The 17143-nt window shown below is 64.2% G+C and carries 19 protein-coding genes; 10 read left to right on the top strand and 9 right to left on the bottom strand.

Translation table 11 applies throughout. From position 1 onward, the window contains the following. Positions 1 to 16: 16 nt before the first annotated feature. Together purF and purM are read left to right on the top strand one after the other, a co-directional pair. Positions 17 to 1636: an amidophosphoribosyltransferase gene (gene purF, locus QRN51_RS22245; RefSeq protein ID WP_284991916.1), complete on the top strand. Its 1620-nt coding sequence runs from the start codon at positions 17 to 19 to the stop codon at positions 1634 to 1636. Further along, positions 1633 to 2793, top strand: coding sequence for a phosphoribosylformylglycinamidine cyclo-ligase (gene purM / locus QRN51_RS22240; protein ID WP_284991915.1), 1161 nt, complete (start codon positions 1633 to 1635; stop codon positions 2791 to 2793). The genes purF and purM overlap by 4 nt, the downstream gene beginning before the upstream one ends. A 70-nt stretch (positions 2794 to 2863) precedes the next feature. Here the strand turns inward: purM and QRN51_RS22235 are convergent, their stop codons facing one another. The 7 genes from QRN51_RS22235 to QRN51_RS22205 all read right to left on the bottom strand — a co-directional run bounded on the left by QRN51_RS22235 (position 2864) and on the right by QRN51_RS22205 (position 8765). Continuing rightward, complete coding sequence (locus tag QRN51_RS22235; RefSeq protein ID WP_284991914.1) at positions 2864 to 3649, bottom strand: VOC family protein; 786 nt, start codon at positions 3647 to 3649, stop codon at positions 2864 to 2866. Between the two features lie 29 nt (positions 3650 to 3678). Next, positions 3679 to 4659 carry a TIGR03086 family metal-binding protein gene (locus QRN51_RS22230; protein WP_284991912.1) on the bottom strand — a complete coding sequence of 327 codons (981 nt, stop codon included), beginning with the start codon at positions 4657 to 4659 and terminating at the stop codon, positions 3679 to 3681. Further along, on the bottom strand, positions 4656 to 4985 hold the full coding sequence (locus QRN51_RS22225; RefSeq protein WP_059389930.1) for an ArsR/SmtB family transcription factor: 330 nt from the start codon (positions 4983 to 4985) through the stop codon (positions 4656 to 4658). The genes QRN51_RS22230 and QRN51_RS22225 overlap by 4 nt, the downstream gene beginning before the upstream one ends. Before the next feature lie 64 nt (positions 4986 to 5049). Further along, positions 5050 to 5850 (bottom strand): amino acid ABC transporter ATP-binding protein, encoded by an 801-nt coding sequence (locus tag QRN51_RS22220; protein WP_284991911.1) that lies wholly within the window; start codon positions 5848 to 5850, stop codon positions 5050 to 5052. Beyond that, positions 5847 to 6803, bottom strand: a complete 957-nt coding sequence (locus QRN51_RS22215) for an amino acid ABC transporter permease (RefSeq protein WP_284991910.1) — start codon at positions 6801 to 6803, stop codon at positions 5847 to 5849. The genes QRN51_RS22220 and QRN51_RS22215 overlap by 4 nt, the downstream gene beginning before the upstream one ends. Continuing rightward, on the bottom strand, positions 6800 to 7744 hold the full coding sequence (locus QRN51_RS22210; protein WP_284991909.1) for an ABC transporter substrate-binding protein: 945 nt from the start codon (positions 7742 to 7744) through the stop codon (positions 6800 to 6802). The genes QRN51_RS22215 and QRN51_RS22210 overlap by 4 nt, the downstream gene beginning before the upstream one ends. Next, the gene (locus tag QRN51_RS22205) at positions 7731 to 8765 is read right to left on the bottom strand and encodes a succinylglutamate desuccinylase/aspartoacylase family protein (RefSeq protein ID WP_284991908.1); all 1035 of its coding nucleotides are present in this window, start codon (positions 8763 to 8765) and stop codon (positions 7731 to 7733) included. Before QRN51_RS22205 ends, QRN51_RS22210 begins: the two co-directional genes overlap by 14 nt. Positions 8766 to 8877: 112 nt before the next feature. Here QRN51_RS22205 and QRN51_RS22200 point away from each other — a divergent pair, with 112 nt between their 5' ends. Beyond that, positions 8878 to 9504 (top strand): GntR family transcriptional regulator, encoded by a 627-nt coding sequence (locus QRN51_RS22200; protein WP_284991907.1) that lies wholly within the window; start codon positions 8878 to 8880, stop codon positions 9502 to 9504. Between the two features lie 156 nt (positions 9505 to 9660). On the opposite strand, the gene QRN51_RS22195 is transcribed toward QRN51_RS22200, so the two are convergent. Next, positions 9661 to 9894, bottom strand: coding sequence for a DUF3073 domain-containing protein (locus QRN51_RS22195; RefSeq protein ID WP_028265518.1), 234 nt, complete (start codon positions 9892 to 9894; stop codon positions 9661 to 9663). 221 nt (positions 9895 to 10115) lie between these two features. Here QRN51_RS22195 and QRN51_RS22190 point away from each other — a divergent pair, with 221 nt between their 5' ends. Then, complete coding sequence (locus QRN51_RS22190; protein ID WP_284991906.1) at positions 10116 to 10832, top strand: septum formation family protein; 717 nt, start codon at positions 10116 to 10118, stop codon at positions 10830 to 10832. On the opposite strand, the gene clpB is transcribed toward QRN51_RS22190, so the two are convergent. Next, entirely contained in the window at positions 10833 to 13502 is a 2670-nt protein-coding gene (gene clpB / locus QRN51_RS22185) for an ATP-dependent chaperone ClpB (protein WP_284991905.1), read from the bottom strand. Positions 13503 to 13729: 227 nt separating this feature from the next. Here clpB and QRN51_RS22180 point away from each other — a divergent pair, with 227 nt between their 5' ends. From QRN51_RS22180 to QRN51_RS22155, 6 genes are all read left to right on the top strand, one after another. Further along, complete coding sequence (locus QRN51_RS22180; protein ID WP_284991904.1) at positions 13730 to 14068, top strand: YciI family protein; 339 nt, start codon at positions 13730 to 13732, stop codon at positions 14066 to 14068. Between the two features lie 106 nt (positions 14069 to 14174). After that, on the top strand, positions 14175 to 14642 hold the full coding sequence (locus QRN51_RS22175) for an SRPBCC family protein (RefSeq protein ID WP_284991903.1): 468 nt from the start codon (positions 14175 to 14177) through the stop codon (positions 14640 to 14642). Between the two features lie 16 nt (positions 14643 to 14658). Further along, positions 14659 to 15528: a DUF4031 domain-containing protein gene (locus QRN51_RS22170; RefSeq protein WP_284991902.1), complete on the top strand. Its 870-nt coding sequence runs from the start codon at positions 14659 to 14661 to the stop codon at positions 15526 to 15528. Then, positions 15525 to 16304, top strand: a complete 780-nt coding sequence (locus QRN51_RS22165) for a 2-phosphosulfolactate phosphatase (protein WP_284991901.1) — start codon at positions 15525 to 15527, stop codon at positions 16302 to 16304. Before QRN51_RS22170 ends, QRN51_RS22165 begins: the two co-directional genes overlap by 4 nt. Positions 16305 to 16404: 100 nt before the next feature. Further along, positions 16405 to 16734 carry a PadR family transcriptional regulator gene (locus QRN51_RS22160; protein ID WP_059389920.1) on the top strand — a complete coding sequence of 110 codons (330 nt, stop codon included), beginning with the start codon at positions 16405 to 16407 and terminating at the stop codon, positions 16732 to 16734. A gap of 2 nt (positions 16735 to 16736) precedes the next feature. Continuing rightward, positions 16737 to 17117 carry a DUF1048 domain-containing protein gene (locus QRN51_RS22155; RefSeq protein ID WP_284991900.1) on the top strand — a complete coding sequence of 127 codons (381 nt, stop codon included), beginning with the start codon at positions 16737 to 16739 and terminating at the stop codon, positions 17115 to 17117. The last annotated feature ends 26 nt before the right edge of the window (positions 17118 to 17143 follow it).

Below are 17143 nucleotides of genomic sequence, written 5' to 3'. Positions count from 1 at the left end.
ATGCGACAATTGACCAGTGGCACGTGGCGACGGAAAACTTTCTCATGATCTTCTCCCCGACGAAAAAGGACCTCAGGACGCTTGTGGCGTCTTCGGGGTCTGGGCGCCGGGCGAAGAAGTAGCAAAACTCACCTATTACGGGCTGTATGCGTTGCAGCACCGCGGACAAGAATCGGCTGGTATTGCTACCAGTGACGGCAAGCGCATCAATGTCTATAAGGACATGGGCCTCGTGTCCCAGGTCTTCGACGAGACAACCCTGAACACCCTCACCGGGCACCTCGCCGTCGGCCACTGTCGCTACTCCACCACCGGAGCAAGCCACTGGGCCAACGCACAGCCCACCCTGGGCGCAACCGCCACCGGCACCGTTGCCCTCGCGCACAACGGCAACCTGACCAACACGGCTGAGCTCCGGGAAATGATCCTCGAACTCAACGGCGGTCAGTTGACCGGCGAAATGAAGCAGGGCAACACCTCGGACACCGCCCTGGTCACTGCCCTCCTCGAAGGCGAAGAGGGCAAGACCCTGGAACAGACTGCGCTTGAGCTGCTTCCCAAGATCCGGGGCGGCTTCTGCTTCGTGTTCATGGACGAAGGCACCCTCTACGCGGCCCGCGATACCTTCGGCATCCGCCCCTTGTGCCTTGGCCGCCTCGAGCGCGGCTGGGTTGTCGCCTCGGAACAGTCCGCCTTGGCAACCGTCGGGGCCAGCTTCATCCGCGAGATCGAACCCGGCGAGTTCATCGCCATTGACGAAAACGGCGTCCGTTCCCAGCGTTTCGCGGAAGCGACGCCGGCCGGTTGCGTTTTCGAGTACGTCTACCTTGCGCGTCCCGACGCTTCGATTGCCGGGCGCTCCGTGTACGAGTCCCGCGTGGAGATGGGCCGCCAGCTGGCCCGCGAAAACACCCAGGTAGCGGACATCGTCATCCCGGTCCCCGAATCCGGAACCCCGGCAGCGGTCGGTTACGCCGAAGAATCCGGCATCCCGTTCGCGCACGGCTTCGTCAAGAACTCCTACGTGGGCCGCACGTTCATCCAGCCTTCGCAGACCCTGCGCCAGCTCGGCATCCGGCTCAAGCTCAACGCCCTCGAATCCGTGATCCGCGGCAAGCGCGTGGTGGTAGTGGATGACTCGATCGTCCGCGGCAACACCCAGCGCGCCATCGTCAGGATGCTCCGCGAGGCCGGAGCCGCAGCCGTCCACGTCAAGATCTCCTCCCCGCCCGTCCAGTGGCCCTGCTTCTACGGCATCGACTTCGCGTCCCGCGCTGAACTGATCGCCAACGGCGCCACCATCGAGGAAATCTCCCAGGCCATCGGAGCGGATTCGCTGGCTTACATTTCCGAAGACGGCATGATCGGCGCCACCCAGCAACCGCGCGAACGCCTCTGTACCGCCTGCTTCACCGGCCAGTACCCCATCGCACTTCCGGGTTCGGACAAACTGGGCAAGAACCTCCTGGAGCGCACCGACCTCGGCGGGCTGCCGACGTCGGGCATCTCCGCCGAAGCCGTAACCGCGGACTCGGACGACCCGGCCAACAAGCCCGGCGCCACGGGCTGCGATCCCGGACCCGACGCCGAGTTTGAGAACCTGCTGACCGACGCCGATAAGAAAGAGTCTGTATGACCTCCGCATCCTCCGCCGCTGAGAACACAACCGGCATCACCTACGCGTCCGCCGGCGTCGACGTCGAAGCGGGCGACCGCGCCGTCGAACTCATGAAGGACGCCGTCAAGGCGACCCACAACAGCTCCGTGCTCGGCGGCGTCGGCGGTTTCGCCGGCCTGTACGACGTCTCCAAGCTGCTCACGTACAAGCGGCCCCTGCTGGCCACGTCCACGGACGGCGTCGGCACCAAGGTGGCCATCGCCCAGGCCATGGACATCCACGACACCATCGGCTTCGACCTGGTGGGCATGGTGGTGGACGACATCGTCGTAGTCGGCGCAGAGCCGCTCTTCATGACCGACTACATCGCGTGCGGCAAGGTTGTCCCCGAGCGCATCGCGGACATCGTCCGCGGCATCGCCGCCGCTTGTTCCGTGGCGGGCACTGCCCTGGTGGGTGGCGAAACCGCTGAGCACCCGGGCCTGCTGGGTGAGCACGAGTACGACGTCGCCGGTGCAGCTACCGGTGTTGTCGAAGCCGACGCCCTGCTTGGCCCGGACCGCGTCTGCGCCGGCGACGTCGTGATCGGCATGGCTTCCTCGGGCTTGCACTCCAACGGCTACTCCCTGGTCCGTCGCGTTATCAACCACGCCGGCTGGGCCCTTGACCGCCAGGTCTCCGAACTCGGCCGCACGCTGGGCGAAGAACTGCTGGAGCCCACCCGCGTCTACGCCGCCGATTGCCTGGACCTCGCCCGCGCGTTCCCGGTCAGCGGCCTGGGTACTGCGCCCGGCGCCGTGCACGGCTTCAGCCACGTCACCGGCGGCGGCCTCGCAGCCAACCTGGCCCGCGTCCTGCCGCAGGGCCTCGTGGCCACGGTTGACCGCGCCACCTGGGAACTGCCGGCCATCTTCAAGCTGGTTTCCGAGCTCGGCAATGTTCCCCTTGCCGACCTCGAGCGCACGCTCAACCTCGGTGTCGGCATGGTGGCCATCGTGTCTCCCGAAATCGCCGACGCCGCCGTGGCCCGCCTCAACGAGCGCGGCTTGCCGTCGTGGGTCATGGGTACGGTGGCCGCGGACTCCGACTCGATCATCAAGAGCGGTCCGGACTACGTCCAGGGCGCCAAGGGCGTCGACGGCGGCGCCGTGCGCCTCGTGAACGCTTACGCCTAAGGGTTCTCCGCGCAAAAAGTGCCCACCCCATTGCCGATCCGGCAGTTGGGTGGGCACTTTTGTTTGAGGCCTAGTTGCTTTCGGCGGCCATGAGGCTGAAGGCTGCTCCGGCTGGATCACCGAGGACTGCCATGCGGCCGACGCCAGGGACGTCGAAGGCAGGCGCGAAGACCTGGGCGCCGAGCTCGACGGCCTTCGCCACGGACTCGTTCACGTCCGCAACATTGAAGTAGGTCATCCAGAACGGCGGCATTCCCTCGACGGGCTGCTTCATGGCGCCGCCTACGGACTTCCCGTCCACTACGAGCTGGGTGTATTCCTGCAGGTCTCCGGCCGCGGCCGTCTCGCTGGAGCATCCCGTCACGGATTCGTAGAAGGCGACGGCCTTGGGGACGTCGTTCGTCTGCAGTTCGTTCCAGACCACCGTGCCCGGTTCATTGACCAACCCGGTGCCGTGGTGGGTTCCGGCCTCCCAGAAGCCAATCTGTGCACCCGTGGGATCGGCTGCGAAGAACATCCGCCCGCTTCCGTTGGGGACGCTGTCCGGCGGGAAGAGAACGTTGCCGCCTGCCGCCGTGACGCGCTCAGCGGCGTCATCTACCGAATCGACGGCGAGGTAGTTGGCCCAGAAGGACGGTGCGCCGGCCGCAGCCATGTCCGGCATCTGCTGCATCATGCCCGCCACGTAGCGGTCCTGCAGCTTGGCCATGTAGTAGGTCATGCCGTTGCCGGCATCCATCGCGTCCAATTCCCAGCCGAACAGATCACTGTAAAAGGCCTTGGAGGCCTCGATGTCCGACGACGACAGGTCCACCCAACACGGGGTTCCCTGCTTGTAGCTATCAACCTGCGGCATTGCTATCCCTTCGTTGAGTAGCCTCGAGCTTATGCGTGAACAGTCCGGCCGGTGAAAGCGACCAGGCGCTCCAGGCTGGATGCCGTCTCGGCGACTTCCTTGGCCTGGGCGAAGCTGCCGCTTGCGCGGACCTGCTCGCTGATGGTGTTCTGCGCGAGGACCTCGACGTAGTCGGTGAGCTCATCCGCCACCGACACCTCGAAGCCCAGGGCCTTGGAGAAGTCCCAAGCGTGGACCAGGAACTCGAGGTTGAGGATGGAGGCGACCATCGTGGCCGGCAGTTCGGCGAAGCCCATGTCAATGGTGCCTTCGAGTCCGCGGCGATAGAAGGCTTCCAGCGTCGGCTGGGCGAGGTCGGCGATGCGCACCTCGGGCGACTTCCCGGCGTCGTCGGCTACTTCGGCGCCCAGGGCCTTGGCGATGTTGGCAATTGAGCCGGCAAGGTGGTCAAGCAACTGCGACACGTTGAAGTCGGCGCACGGAGTCTGGGTCTGCGCGTCGGCTTCGGTCACGTGCGCCAGCACGCGCTGCACGATGGCGAGCGTGGCGTCCGCGGAGGTGAGCTCATTGAGATCGGCAGGGGCAGCTGCCCATTCGTCGGCACCGGCGTCGCCCGTGGACGCCTCGGCGAGGAGACGGTCGAGGTAGTGGTTCCAGCCCTCGGAGTGGCCTGCCAGGGCTTCCGGAGTCGGAAGGCCTTCGTGCACCAAGCGCACGGAGGTGCCGCCACCGGCCGGCTCAAGGGTGATGGCTACCGTGGAGACGTTATCCGCCGGCGCTTCGGGCTGCTCCCAGCCCCAAGTGAAGACGACGCGCTTGCCCGGCTCGATTTCCGTGAACGTTCCCGCCGCGTGGTGACCCGGGGTGATGGTCCAGCGGTACTCGCCGCCAACCTTGAGGTCGACGCGGGCGGCAACGGTCTGCCAGCGGCGGAGGCGTGCGGGCTGCGTAATGAGTTCGAACGCCTGGTCGACGTTGAGGGGAAGAAGAACGGTCTTGTCGTAAATCATGATGATTCCTCTGTTGTTTGAAGGCGGTCGGTGGTGAAGTTTTGTGCGTCAGCGAGGAGCATGTCCAGCTCAGCGGTCCAGAACTGCTCAAAAAGCATCCGGAGTTCTCTCATGCCGTCGTTATCCAAGCGGTAGTAGCGGTTGCGTCCCTCTTTGCGGGCCGCAACGAGGCCTACCTGCTCCAGCAACAACAAGTGCTGCGAGACGGCGGATCTGCTCACCGTGAATTCGCCAGCCAGCTCCGTCACGGTGCGCTCGCCCGCCGCAAGCAGGTGCAACAGGCGCCGCCTGTTCGGCTCCGCGGCAACTTCCAGTCGGTCGAGCATGATTAATACGTTAGCCGTCACTAACGCATTCTGTCAATCGCTTCCGAGAGCGCACTATCAACAACTACAAGACCGCGGACAAAAACGCCCTGGTCCGTTCATGCTGCGGGTTGCCAATGACGGCTTCGGCGGGACCTTCCTCAATGATCCGGCCGCCATGCATGAACACCACTCGATCCGCCACGTCGCGGGCAAAGCCCATCTCGTGCGTCACAACAATCATGGTCATTCCCGTCCGGGCCAGGTCCTTCATCACCCTGAGGACCTCGCCCACCAACTCCGGATCCAGCGCCGACGTCGGCTCGTCAAACAGCATCAGCTTCGGCTGCATGCACAGGGCCCGGGCGATCGCCACCCGCTGCTGCTGCCCGCCCGAGAGGTGCCGCGGATAGGCCCCCGCCTTCTCCGACAGGCCCACCTTCTCCAGCAAATCCAACGCCCGACGGCGGACATCCGCCTTGCGGTGCTTGAGCACCCTGATCGGGGCTTCCATCAGGTTCTCCAGCACGGTCATGTGCGGGAAGAGGTTGAAGTGCTGGAAGACCATCCCGATATCGGTCCGGTCGGCGCAGATTTCGTTGTGGGACTGTTCATGGAGCTTGTCCCCCTTGATCCGGTAGCCCACGGCCCTGTCCCCCACCCACAGCAGGCCACCGTCGATCTTCTCCAGGTGGTTCACGCACCGCAGGAAGGTGCTTTTCCCGGAGCCGGAGGCGCCGATCAGGCAGACCACTTCGCCGCTCTGGACGTGGAGATCGATTCCCTTGAGGACCTCATTGTCGCCGAAACTCTTGCGCACGCCTTCCGCGCGTACCAGCGGAAGCGCCTCCGGCGCCTTGCGGCTTTCCTTCGTCTCGATAGTCATGACTGGCCTTCCTTTCCTGAGCCTTGTTTTCCTGAGCCTTGTGCGGAATGTACCCTGAAGAATTTCCGCAACCGCTCGGCGGCGGTCGGCGGGACGGAACGGGACGTTCCCCGGGCGAAGTGCCGTTCCAGGTAGCCTTGGCCCACCGTGAACACCGTGGTGACGATGATGTACCAGATACTGGCGACCAGGAGCAGCGGGACAACCTGCAGGTTCTTCGAGTAGATGATCTGGGCGGAGTACAGGAGCTCGGGGACCGCCAGGACACTGACCAGCGAGGTCATCTTGAGCATGCCGATGAACTCATTGCCCGTAGGCGGGATGATGACGCGCATGGCCTGCGGCAGGATCACCCTGATGAGGGTCTGGATGCGGGACATGCCGAGGGCACCCGCAGCTTCGCCTTGACCTTGATCGATGGACTGGATTCCTGCCCGGACGATCTCCGACATGTAGGCAGCCTCGTTGAGGCCCAGGCCAAGGATCGCCGCGGCGAGGGGTGTGATGATCTGGTTGGCGTCGAGGCTGACGCCGGGGATACCAAAGGTGATCTCCGGATACAGCGCCGACAAGTTGAACCAGAACAACAGCTGGACCAGGACGGGGGTGCCTCGGAAGATCGTCACATAGGCGCTTGCCGAGGCCTTGACCACGGGGTTAGCCGAAAGCTGCATGACCGCAAGCACCACGCCAAGCCCCACCCCGACAGCCATGCAGACAACCGTCAGGAACAGGGTGATGCCGATCCCGTTGACTATGGCAACGTCACGGAAATACAGGGCCACCTTGTCCCAGCCGAAACGGGGATTGCTCACCGCGGAAACAAGCAACAGGATCACGACGGCGCCTACCGCAGTGCCAGCCACCCATCGCCAGGGGTGCCTGGCCGAGACCACGGTGAACTGTCCGCGGTCCGTTGTTCCCATCTTCGGGACGGTGATCACGGTGCTCATTTCGCACCACTCGCGTCCACGGCATCAGCGCTGATGGTCACCGAGTCCGGGATTCCGTACTTCGCATTGATCGCCTTGTACGTGTCGCCAGCGATCAGCGCCCTGACCGCCGCGACGATCGCCTTGGTCAGGGGCGAGCCTTTGGGCATGGCGATACCTACCGGCGTCGGTTCGAAGTCCTGGTTGCCGGCGAGCTCGAAGGCACCGCCGGAAAGCTTGCTTGCGTAACCCATGCCAACAAGGCCTGAGAGGACGCTGTCCACGCGGCCGGAGATGAGTGCCAGGTTGGCTTCGTTCTGGGAGGGAAACAACTGGATGTCGATCGGCGCTTTGCCGGCGACGACGCACTGCTTCGAGAACGCCGGAAGGGTCTCGATCCCTTGCGTGGTCCCCTTTTCGCCACCCACCTTCGTGCCGCACAGCTTCATCGCGTCGAGGGCCAGCTTCTTGGGGTTGCCGGCCTTGACTGCAAGGCCGGAGCCGCTGCTCTGGTAGGAGGCGAAATCGGCATTCATCTTACGCTCGGCCGTGACATTGAAACCCGAGATGCCGACGTCGTACTTGTTGGAGCTCACGCCCGGGAGGATGGTATCGAAGGTCGCGGGAACCATCTTGACTTCGAGCCCCAGCGTCTCGCCGACTGCTTTCGCAAAGTCCGCGTCCCAGCCGACAACCGTCTTGCTGTCAGCCGCGTAGAACTCATAAGGCGCGAAGGTGGGGTCGGTGCCGACCACCAATGTCCCCTTGGCCTTGACGTCCGGGGGCAAGAGATTCGCGGCGGACTTGTTGAAGGGCGCCGCCGGAATCGCGGCGTCCTTGCCGGGAATCGAACTGGCGGCGGCTTCCTTGCCGGCGTCGAGTGACGCAGTGGTGCAGCCGCTGAGCCCGACGGCGGCGGCCAGCAGCAGGGCGGCTATGGAGATGTATCTAGGACGGTTCATGATTGCCTTTCGCATAGCTTGTTCCATGGTCAACGGCGATGTTGACCACGGTGGTGCCGATATTGACGAGGGCGGGATGCCGAATGATTGCGACCACCCCGTCCATGGGTGAAAAGAAGTCTTTTGGAGGACGCTCGAGTTCTTCCACTGAGTGAACGCGGGCCACGAGCTCTCCGGCCGCGACTTTCTGGCCAAGTCCGACCACCGGCTCGAGGATGCCTGCCATGGTGGAATGGACCGCGGACTGGGCCGTGAGTTCGACCCACTGGATCGGGTCTCCGATACCTGAGAGGCCGGCGTCCTTGAGCACGCCCCAGTGCCCAAGCAGCGAGCGAAGTCCCGTCCGGGCCCTTGCGAGGATCGGCAGGGATACGGTTCCCCTCCCGCCGAGCTCGGTCGAGATCATCGGCACGCCGGCCTGATCGGCCGCGCCGCTGATGGAGCCCGCCTTCAGCATGGGCTTCACCACGACGGAATAAGGGGCATTGAATGCGGCGACCGCCGCCACCTTCGCGGCCCATAGCTCCGGCGTCGGTCCTTGGTAGACGAACGCGGACGGCACATACTCCGACGCGATCCCCCCGGAATGGATGTCCATCACAAAGTCGGCCATGGGGATGAGTTCCTGGGCCACGATCGAGGCGATCTGCAGGGCCGGTCCGCCGTCGGCGCGGCCCGGGAGGGCACGGTTCAGATTGACCCGGTCCACGCTGGAAACACGTCTTCCTTCGCGGACAGCAGGGATGTTGAGGGCGGGCAGGATGATCAATCTCCCGGTCACCTCATCAGGGTTCAAGGTGCGGATGAGTTCCTGGAGAAGGATCTGTCCTTCATATTCGTCGCCATGCGTACCGGCGATCAGGAGGACCGTGGGGCCGTCCCCACCACTCAGGACCGCGATCGGCGAAGGGATGACAGCGGCGTCATTCTCATTGTCCGAATGTTCGATCTCCAGGTAACCCAGCTGCTTGCCGACGGCGGCAAAATCGATGCCGGGTATGCGTGGAATGCGCAGGCTCATAGGGCAACTTTCTTCAGGGTTGGTAGAATTGGATTCACTGTATACAGTGAATCCTGTGATGTAAAGCACGTAGGATTGAACGAGTTTTGATACGAAAAAGGGGATGAGGCGAATGGCCACGCAAGCTGCCAAGGGGATGAGGCCGCTGAGCGAGCACGTCTACGACAGGATCAGCAATGAGATCGTCAACGGAGTGGTCGAGCCTGGCGCTCCCCTGGTCCAGGAACAGCTGGCCGAAGAATACGGCGTGTCCCGGACGCCGGTCCGCGACGCCCTGAACCGCTTGGTCCACGAAGGACTCGCCACTTTGGTCCCGGGCTCGGGGTATTTCGCGACGACGCTGACCCGATCAGCCGTCGAGGAAGTCTACGAAGTACGCAAGGCCCTCGAGATCATGGCCATCAGGCAGTGTGGGGCAAAATACACCAACCTTCAGCTTGCGAGGCTGGAGCTGCTTATCGCCGAGGGTGCGGCAAGCGCCGACCCGGAGGAACTGTTCACCGCCACGCGGGCGTTCCATTTGGGCTTGGCGGCGCCTGCGCCCAACGGATTCTTGCTGAAAACCCTCGAATCCGTCTGGGACAACCCTGTTCAACGGCTCATCAGCCGCTCGTACCCCTTGGACGACGCCAAGCTTGAGCGCGTGGCGGACGCCCACCGGAAGATCCTGGCCGCAGCGCGCGCCAACGACCTCGAAACACTGATCCCCCTGCTGGATCTGTGCCACGATAAGGACTGACCGGCCAAAGGGCACGAAAAAGGCCCGTAGCGCACGCCAATCATGGCGCGCCCTACGGGCTCTATCGTTTTGGGAGGCACCCGGGGATGCCAAACGACCTCGTGTACGACGGCGGTACGCAACTCGATGCCGAAAGGCACCTGATTGTTGCTACAGCTATCCGATACGGCGGGTGTCTACCTCGTCGTCATCGTCTTCCAAGTCCTGTGCGTACTTGTCCTCGTAAGCCGAGTAGTCCGGCTCCGGCGGATCATCCGCGAATCGGCTCGTCGCACGACTTGATGGCCCAGTCAGCTCGCGCTGAAGGGCCGAATAGTCAGTGTTCGGGGAGTAGTACTTGATGTCCCGAGCCTGCTTGGTAGCTTTTGCCTTTTGACGGCCGCGCCCCATGGCGTGACCCCCTTTTGTACTTGGACCGGAGGTGGTCACCTTGGCGATCGGTGAGGCCCCGGAATGTTTGGTCAATTTGTCGTATGTCTAGATTACATGCTTTCTGGAGCAACTGCTTGCCACTTGCTTCGCGAAAGCGCCGTCACAGTTCCACCTGGCAGTATCTCCATTCATTGGCATGAAAAACTTGGGTAGAGTCGCCCTAATATGGGGCGGCAGGCATGAAAGGCGCGAACTCAGACATGGGCCAGGACAACATGATCCAGGGCAACAACGGTACGGGCGACAATGAGTCGCCGGTAGACCCTGGTTCCGGGACCTGGTATTCCGGGACTTCGGGCACGTTCCCCGATGCAGGCATGCCTGGCGAAACCGGGCCCGAGGGCCCTGCTCCCTCCGAGAAAGGCTCGTCCCTGCGGACTGCCCTGGACGCCATAACGCGGTATCGGCTCATCATTGGCGGCATCGTGCTGGCCGTGCTGATCCTGATCGGCGTAGTGATCTGGGTCCTCGTCGGGGCACTGGCCAACCGCCCGGCGGCCGCGCCCATCCCCGCGCCGGCCACGTCCACCAGCCGCGGTCCCCTCCCGGCGGATGTGGAGGCAAAGGATTACCAGCTGGGAGATTGCTTCGCCGATTTCGACTCCAACGCCATCAAGTCCAAGGTGGTGGACTGCACCACCGACCATTCGGCCCAGCTGGGCGCCATCTTCCGGTACAAGGCTGACGACACCTTCCCCGGCGCCACTGCCTTGCGTGACAAAGGCCGCGAAATCTGCCGTGATCTGGTGCTCAACGAGGCATCCACGAAGTACGCGCTCCTGCAACAGAACGTGTACCCGAGCGCCACGAGCTGGGACAACGGCGACCGCCGCGTGGACTGCTTCATCGTGGTGAACTCGGGAAACACGCTCAAGGAATCCGTGCTGCAGAAGTAGCTATTCCTTCCGCCTCACCGTCAGGCCGCTACCCGCCGGAGCACCGCCGTCGGGACCCGTCAAAGCCTCGAGACCCTCGATGGTGAGTTCGTCGACGTCGGCCGCGGTGTCCACCAGTACCGTGTCGCCGTCCGCGATCTGTCCGGCAAGGATTTCCCTGGCCAGGCGGTCACCGATCTCGCGTTGAACCAGCCTTCGCAGCGGACGGGCGCCGTAGGCGGGATCGTAACCGGACATCGCGAGCCAGGCACGGGCGCCGTCGCTGACCTCAAGGGTGAGCCGGCGGTCGTGCAGCCGCTTGGTCAGCTCGTCCACGTGCAATTCGACGATCCTGGCGAGCTCGTCGACGCTGAGCGGATCGAACAGCACAATCTCGTCGAGCCGGTTGAGGAATTCCGGCTTGAAGGAGGCGTTGACCACGGCCATGACCGCATTCCGCTTCGCGGTGGAGTCCAGCGTTGGATCCACAAGGAACTGGCTACCCGAGTTGGAGGTCAACACCAGGATGGTGTTCCGGAAGTCCACGGTGCGGCCCTGCCCGTCGGTGAGGCGGCCGTCGTCGAGCACTTGAAGGAGGATGTCGAACACTTCCGGGTGGGCCTTCTCCACCTCGTCGAGCAAGATCACGGAGTACGGGCGACGGCGGACCGCTTCGGTGAGCTGGCCGCCTTCCTCGTAGCCCACGTATCCGGGAGGGGCACCGACCAGCCGGGCCACGGAGTGCTTCTCGCCGTATTCGGACATGTCGATCCGCACCATGGCGCGTTCGTCGTCGAACAGGAAGTCGGCGAGTGCCTTGGCGAGCTCGGTCTTACCGACGCCGGTGGGGCCCAGGAACAGGAACGAACCCGTGGGGCGGTTGGGGTCGCTGATGCCCGCGCGGGCGCGGCGGACGGCGTCGGACACGGCGGCCACGGCCTTGGACTGGCCGATCAGCCGCTTTCCGATCTCCTCTTCCATGTGCAGCAGCTTCTGGGATTCCCCCTGGAGCATGCGGCCGGCGGGGATGCCCGTCCAGGCCGAAATAACCTCCGCGATATCGTCCGCCGTGACTTCGTCCGCGACCATCAGGGCGGGCTTCGCTTCACCGCGCGCTTCCCGGGCGGATTCTTCCTTGGCTGCTGCGCTGAGCTCGCGCTCCAACGCGGGCAGTTCGCCGTAGAGAATGCGCGAGGCAGCTTCAAGGTCGCCCTCGCGCTGGAACTTTTCGGCGGCGGACCGCAATTCGTCGATCTTTGCCTTGAGGTCGCCCACGCGGTTGAGCCCGGCCTTCTCGGCTTCCCAGCGGGCGTTCAGCGCCCCCAAGGCTTCCTTCTTGTCCGCTTTGTCCGCGCGGAGCGCGGCGAGGCGTTCGATGGAGGCCGCATCCGTCTCGCGCTCAAGTGCCAATTCCTCCATGGTGAGACGGTCCACGGCACGGCGGAGCTGGTCGATTTCCTCGGGAGCCGAGTCGATTTCCATGCGTAGCCGGGACGCCGCCTCATCCACGAGGTCGATGGCCTTGTCCGGCAATTGACGGCCCGAGATGTAGCGGTTGGAGAGCGTGGCGGCGGCTACCAGGGCGGAGTCCGCGATGGCTACCTTGTGGTGGGCCTCGTAGCGTTCCTTGAGGCCGCGGAGGATGCCGATGGTGTCCTCCACGCTTGGCTCGCCCACGTAGACCTGCTGGAAGCGGCGTTCCAAGGCAGGGTCCTTCTCAACGTTCTCGCGGTACTCGTCCAGGGTGGTGGCGCCGATGAGCCGCAGCTCGCCGCGGGCCAGCATGGGCTTGAGCATGTTCCCTGCGTCCATGGCGCTTTCACCGGTGGCACCGGCGCCCACCACAGTGTGGATTTCGTCGATGAACGTAACGATCTGCCCGTTGGAGTTCTTGATCTCCTCCAGCACGGCCTTGAGCCGTTCCTCGAATTCGCCGCGGTACTTCGCGCCGGCCACCATGGATGCGAGGTCCAGCGCGATGAGGGTCTTGCCCCGCAGGCTTTCCGGGACGTCACCTGCCACCATGCGCTGGGCGAGGCCTTCGACGACGGCGGTCTTGCCGACTCCGGGTTCGCCGATCAGCACGGGGTTGTTCTTGGTGCGGCGGCTCAGGACCTGGACCACTCGGCGAATTTCGCTGTCCCGCCCGATCACGGGATCCAGCTTGCCGGAGCGCGCGACGGCGGTGAGGTCCGTGCCGTATTTCTCAAGCGCCTGGAAGGTGTTTTCCGGGTCTTGCGAGGTAACTTTCCGGTCACCGCGGACACCCGGCAAGGCGGCGAGGAGCGCTTCGTGGGAGGCGCCGGCGTCGCGCAATAGCTTCCCCACGGCGTCGCTACCGGCAGAGAGCCCCAAGAGGAGGTGCTCAGTGGACACGAAGGAATCGCCGAGTTTCTCGGCCTCGTTCTGGGCGGCCTGGATGGCCTGCATCGAAGGGCGGGAAAGCTGCGCTTGCTGCACTGAACTGCCCGACGACGACGGCAGGGCCTTGATGGCCGAACTCGCCTGGACGCTCACGGCATCCGGGTCCGCTCCAGTGGCGCGCAAAAGCGCCACCGCGACGCCCTCGCGTTGATCCATGAGGGCTTTGAGCAAGTGGGCTGGCTCCAGCTGCGGATTTCCGGCGGTGGAGGCGTTCATGGCCGCCGCGGAAAGAGCCTCCTGGCTCTTGGTGGTGAATTTGACGTCCATGGAAGAGCTCCTCTCGGGAAAGATGACTATTTCTCAAAGTTGAGTCTACTATGCTCAACTTTGGCGAAGCGTCCCTCCTGCTCCATGTTTGCCGACGGCGAAACTGCTGTCCATAGCCTTCCCCGCTTACGGTGAAAAGTCCCTCGCCGTTTGCGTTCCCTGGCCCTAGGATCAGGTGTGACCGGGTGGAACACCCCCCCGGGCGCGCATGAGAAAAAGGACACGCAATGAAGAAGTTCGTAGTTCTCTACAATGCACCACAATCGGCGGAATCGATGATGGCTGACAGCTCCCCTGAGGCAGCAGCCGAAGGCATGAAGCTGTGGATGGACTGGGCCGCGAAGGCTGGCGCTGGGCTTGCCGATCTTGGCACACCCCTCGGTGGCGGCAAAGTGGTTGGGAACTCTGGAGTATCCGATGCAGAGACCAGCGTGGGCGGTTACAGCGTCCTCCAAGCCGAAGACATGGACGGAGCGCTGAAGCTCCTCGAAGGCCACCCGCATTTCCTCATGGCCCCCGAAGCCTCGATCACCGTCTACGAAGCGCTCGACGTCCCGGGCATGTAAGGCGGCACCCGCCGTCGAAATCGTGGGTCCGGGCCGCGCGCTGCGTGCCGGAACGCAGCACTCGGCCCGCGCCCACGATCCCGGCAAAGCGCCGTACGATATGCACATGGCACCCTTCACAGTCACTCGCAATGCGCTGATCCCCGCAGCACCCGCCGACGTCTTCCCCTTCGTCAACAACTTCCACGAGTGGACCAAGTGGTCTCCGTGGGAAGCCGTGGACCCCAAGCTGAACCGGAGCTATTCCGGCAACGAATCCGGCGTCGGAGCAAAGTATGCCTGGAGCGGCAACAACAAGGCCGGCACCGGAACCATGGAAATCGTCGGCTCGGAGGAGCCCGGCAGGATCGACATCCGCCTTGAGTTCTCCAAGCCGATGAAGGCAGTCAATCCTACGGGGTTCACGTTCGTGCCCGAAGGGGACGGCACCCGCGTCACCTGGACCATGACCGGCGAGAACAAAGGCCTCGGCAAGATCTTCGCTCTGTTCATGAACATGGAGAAGATGGTGGGCGGCGACTTCGAAAAGGGTTTGACCGCTCTCTCTGCGGTAGCCACCCGGAAAAACTCCTAGTCACCTGGCGCTGGCCATGGCCGTCTTCGTTGATCCGCCGCTGTGGCCCGCGCACGGGACCGTGTTTTCCCACCTCGTCTCGGACACCTCGCTCGAGGAACTGCATGCTTTCGCCGGGGCCGCGGGGATTCCCGGGCGTGCCTTCGATGGCGACCACTACGACGTCCCGGAACGCCGCTACCAGGACCTCCTGTCCGCGGGCGCCATCCCCGTGGAGGCCCGGATTTTGGTGCGGAAACTGATCGCGAGCGGCTTGCGGATCCCGGCCCGACAACGCAGCAAGGCGCTCACCGTACCCTTGCTGGAGCGCTGGAATTCGGCTCTTCCAGGACATGAGGAGCTGGGTTTTGAGCTCCTCGAACGCTGGGGCGAGGACCATCGGAAATACCACAGCCGCACGCATTTGCTGGCGGTCCTGGAAGCCTTGGATCTCCTCACCGAACCCGGGCCGCCCGCGCGCTCAGTGACGTTGGCCGCATGGTTCCATGACGCCGTCTACGAGGGAATCGCAGGGCAGGACGAAGAGCAATCGGCCCGGCTGGCCGAGGACCGCCTGGCTCTTGCGGGACTCCCGGAACCGACGATCCACGAAGTTGCCCGGCTGGTCAGGCTGACCTCAACCCACAGCCCCGAACCGGGAGACCGACTCGGCGCCCTCTTGTGCGACGCCGATCTCTCCATCCTCGGCGCGGAACCAACGGCTTACGCCCGCTACCTTGCTGCTGTCCGCGAGGACTACGCCCACGTCAGCGATGCCGACTTCGCTGCCGGCCGGGCCGCCGTCGTCCGCCATCTGCTCGCCTTGGATCCACTCTTCCACAGCGAACGCGCGCGGAGCCTGTGGCTGGATGCCGCCCGCCGCAACCTGGAGGCCGAACTGTCATGACCATGGCGGGAACGGTGCACCGGCAGCTTCCGTTCACCGTGAGGTTTGAATGGGGGCTCGACGGCGCCCGTGCGGTTGCGTCCGGAGCGGACCTCGCCGTCGTGGTTGACGTCCTCACCTTCACCACATGCGTCAGCGTCGCCGTCGACCGCGGTGCCATCGTATTCCCGTACCTGTGGAAGGACTCCGGGGCCGAGGACTTCGCCGCCCACCACGACGCCCAGCTGGCTGGTCCGCGGGGTGGAGGCGGACTGAGCCTCTCGCCGTCGAGCCTGCGGGACGCGCGGTCGTTGAGCCGCGTCGTGCTGCCATCGCCCAACGGCTCTTCGATCGCTTATGAGCTCGCCCAGGAATTCCCGCTCATCGCGGCCGTGTCACTGCGGAACGCAGCCGCCACCGCCGAGTGGGTGGCCGCCGAACTCCCTCCGGATTTAGTGGTGGCGGTGATCGCGGCCGGTGAACTGTGGCCAGGCGGCTCCCTCCGGCCCGCCCTGGAGGATCAGATCGGGGCCGGCGCCTTCATTGCCGGACTCGCTGCCGCCGGGCGGGGCGGCTTCACGCCGGAAGACGGCAGGGAAGGTTTCTCGCCGGAGGCTGATGCGGCGATGGCTGTTTTCAACGCCGTCGAGCCGCGGCTCCATCACGCGTTGCGGGATTGCTCCAGCGGCCGGGAGTTGATCGGTACAGGGCACGCGGACGACGTCGAGATTGCCGCCGATCTTGACGCCGGGACCGCCGTGGCCCTCTTGAGGGACGGCGCGTTCCAGCAGCCCTGAGTGCACTTCGGTGCGGTTTCCGAAGGGGCTTGCGCTTCCACTACTTAGCGGTACTATGTACCAGTAGCTAGTAACACTGAGTAGTGAAAGGAGGTGCCCGATGGGCAGGCAAATGACGGAGATGCTCAAAGGGACCCTCGAGGGCATCGTTCTCGCCCTCCTGACCGGGAATCCCGCGTACGGGTACGAAATCACGACGCTGCTCCGAGGCCAGGGCTTCACCGAGATCGCCGAGGGCACCGTGTATGCGCTGCTCGTCAGAATCGAGCAAAAAGGCCTTGTCGACGTCGAGAAACGGCCGTCCGAGAAGGGCCCGCCGCGCAAGGTCTATTCGCTCAACGAGCAGGGCGAAAAGGAATTGGACGAATTCTGGAATACGTGGAGTTTCCTGTCCGAGCGACTGGAACAGCTCCGAAAGGGAGGAAAGTGAACATGGCCGCAGGGTGGATCGAGCAGCTTACGGGATCGCTCGAACAGAAGAAGCAATACCGGCAAAACAAGGCACGCGTGGAGCAGCTTCCCGCGGAATATCGCGCGGCGGCGACCGCGCTGGAACGGTACCTGATGTACTTCGGTGCCATCACCAAGGGCGATGTGCTGCTGCGGATGCTCGGGGACCTCACCGATCTCTTCGAACAGAGCGCCGCGGACGGGACGCCGATCCGCGACATCGTTGGTGACGACCCCGTGGAGTTCGCCGAAACGTTCATGCGCAACTACACGGTCGGTCAGTGGATCAACAAGGAGCGCGAACGCCTGGTCAAGGCGATCGACGCCGCTGCCGGAGACGATGGGAAGGAGCGGGAATCGTGAGCAATGCATCCACCACCCGCGAACCC

It is taken from the genome of Arthrobacter sp. efr-133-TYG-120 (genome assembly GCF_030209785.1).
Classification (GTDB): Bacteria; Actinomycetota; Actinomycetes; order Actinomycetales; family Micrococcaceae; genus Arthrobacter.
The sequence above is the reverse complement of the archived record's forward strand: the minus strand, read 5'-3'. Positions and strand labels throughout refer to the sequence as shown.

Excerpts from the sequence above, each read along its gene's own strand:
- QRN51_RS22230 (WP_284991912.1), bottom strand. The coding sequence starts at position 4,659 with ATGATTTACGACAAGACCGTTCTTCTTCCCCTCAACGTCGACCAGGCG.
- QRN51_RS22195 (WP_028265518.1), bottom strand. The coding sequence starts at position 9,894 with ATGGGGCGCGGCCGTCAAAAGGCAAAAGCTACCAAGCAGGCTCGGGAC.
- QRN51_RS22235 (WP_284991914.1), bottom strand. The coding sequence starts at position 3,649 with ATGCCGCAGGTTGATAGCTACAAGCAGGGAACCCCGTGTTGGGTGGAC.
- QRN51_RS22220 (WP_284991911.1), bottom strand. The coding sequence starts at position 5,850 with ATGACTATCGAGACGAAGGAAAGCCGCAAGGCGCCGGAGGCGCTTCCG.
- clpB (WP_284991905.1), bottom strand. The coding sequence starts at position 13,502 with ATGGACGTCAAATTCACCACCAAGAGCCAGGAGGCTCTTTCCGCGGCG.
- QRN51_RS22225 (WP_059389930.1), bottom strand. The coding sequence starts at position 4,985 with ATGCTCGACCGACTGGAAGTTGCCGCGGAGCCGAACAGGCGGCGCCTG.
- QRN51_RS22165 (WP_284991901.1), top strand. The coding sequence starts at position 15,525 with ATGACCATGGCGGGAACGGTGCACCGGCAGCTTCCGTTCACCGTGAGG.
- QRN51_RS22205 (WP_284991908.1), bottom strand. The coding sequence starts at position 8,765 with ATGAGCCTGCGCATTCCACGCATACCCGGCATCGATTTTGCCGCCGTC.
- QRN51_RS22170 (WP_284991902.1), top strand. The coding sequence starts at position 14,659 with ATGGCCGTCTTCGTTGATCCGCCGCTGTGGCCCGCGCACGGGACCGTG.
- QRN51_RS22180 (WP_284991904.1), top strand. The coding sequence starts at position 13,730 with ATGAAGAAGTTCGTAGTTCTCTACAATGCACCACAATCGGCGGAATCG.
- purM (WP_284991915.1), top strand. The coding sequence starts at position 1,633 with ATGACCTCCGCATCCTCCGCCGCTGAGAACACAACCGGCATCACCTAC.
- QRN51_RS22155 (WP_284991900.1), top strand. The coding sequence starts at position 16,737 with ATGGCCGCAGGGTGGATCGAGCAGCTTACGGGATCGCTCGAACAGAAG.
- QRN51_RS22210 (WP_284991909.1), bottom strand. The coding sequence starts at position 7,744 with ATGAACCGTCCTAGATACATCTCCATAGCCGCCCTGCTGCTGGCCGCC.
- QRN51_RS22215 (WP_284991910.1), bottom strand. The coding sequence starts at position 6,803 with ATGAGCACCGTGATCACCGTCCCGAAGATGGGAACAACGGACCGCGGA.
- QRN51_RS22175 (WP_284991903.1), top strand. The coding sequence starts at position 14,175 with ATGGCACCCTTCACAGTCACTCGCAATGCGCTGATCCCCGCAGCACCC.
- QRN51_RS22200 (WP_284991907.1), top strand. The coding sequence starts at position 8,878 with ATGGCCACGCAAGCTGCCAAGGGGATGAGGCCGCTGAGCGAGCACGTC.
- QRN51_RS22160 (WP_059389920.1), top strand. The coding sequence starts at position 16,405 with ATGGGCAGGCAAATGACGGAGATGCTCAAAGGGACCCTCGAGGGCATC.
- QRN51_RS22190 (WP_284991906.1), top strand. The coding sequence starts at position 10,116 with ATGAAAGGCGCGAACTCAGACATGGGCCAGGACAACATGATCCAGGGC.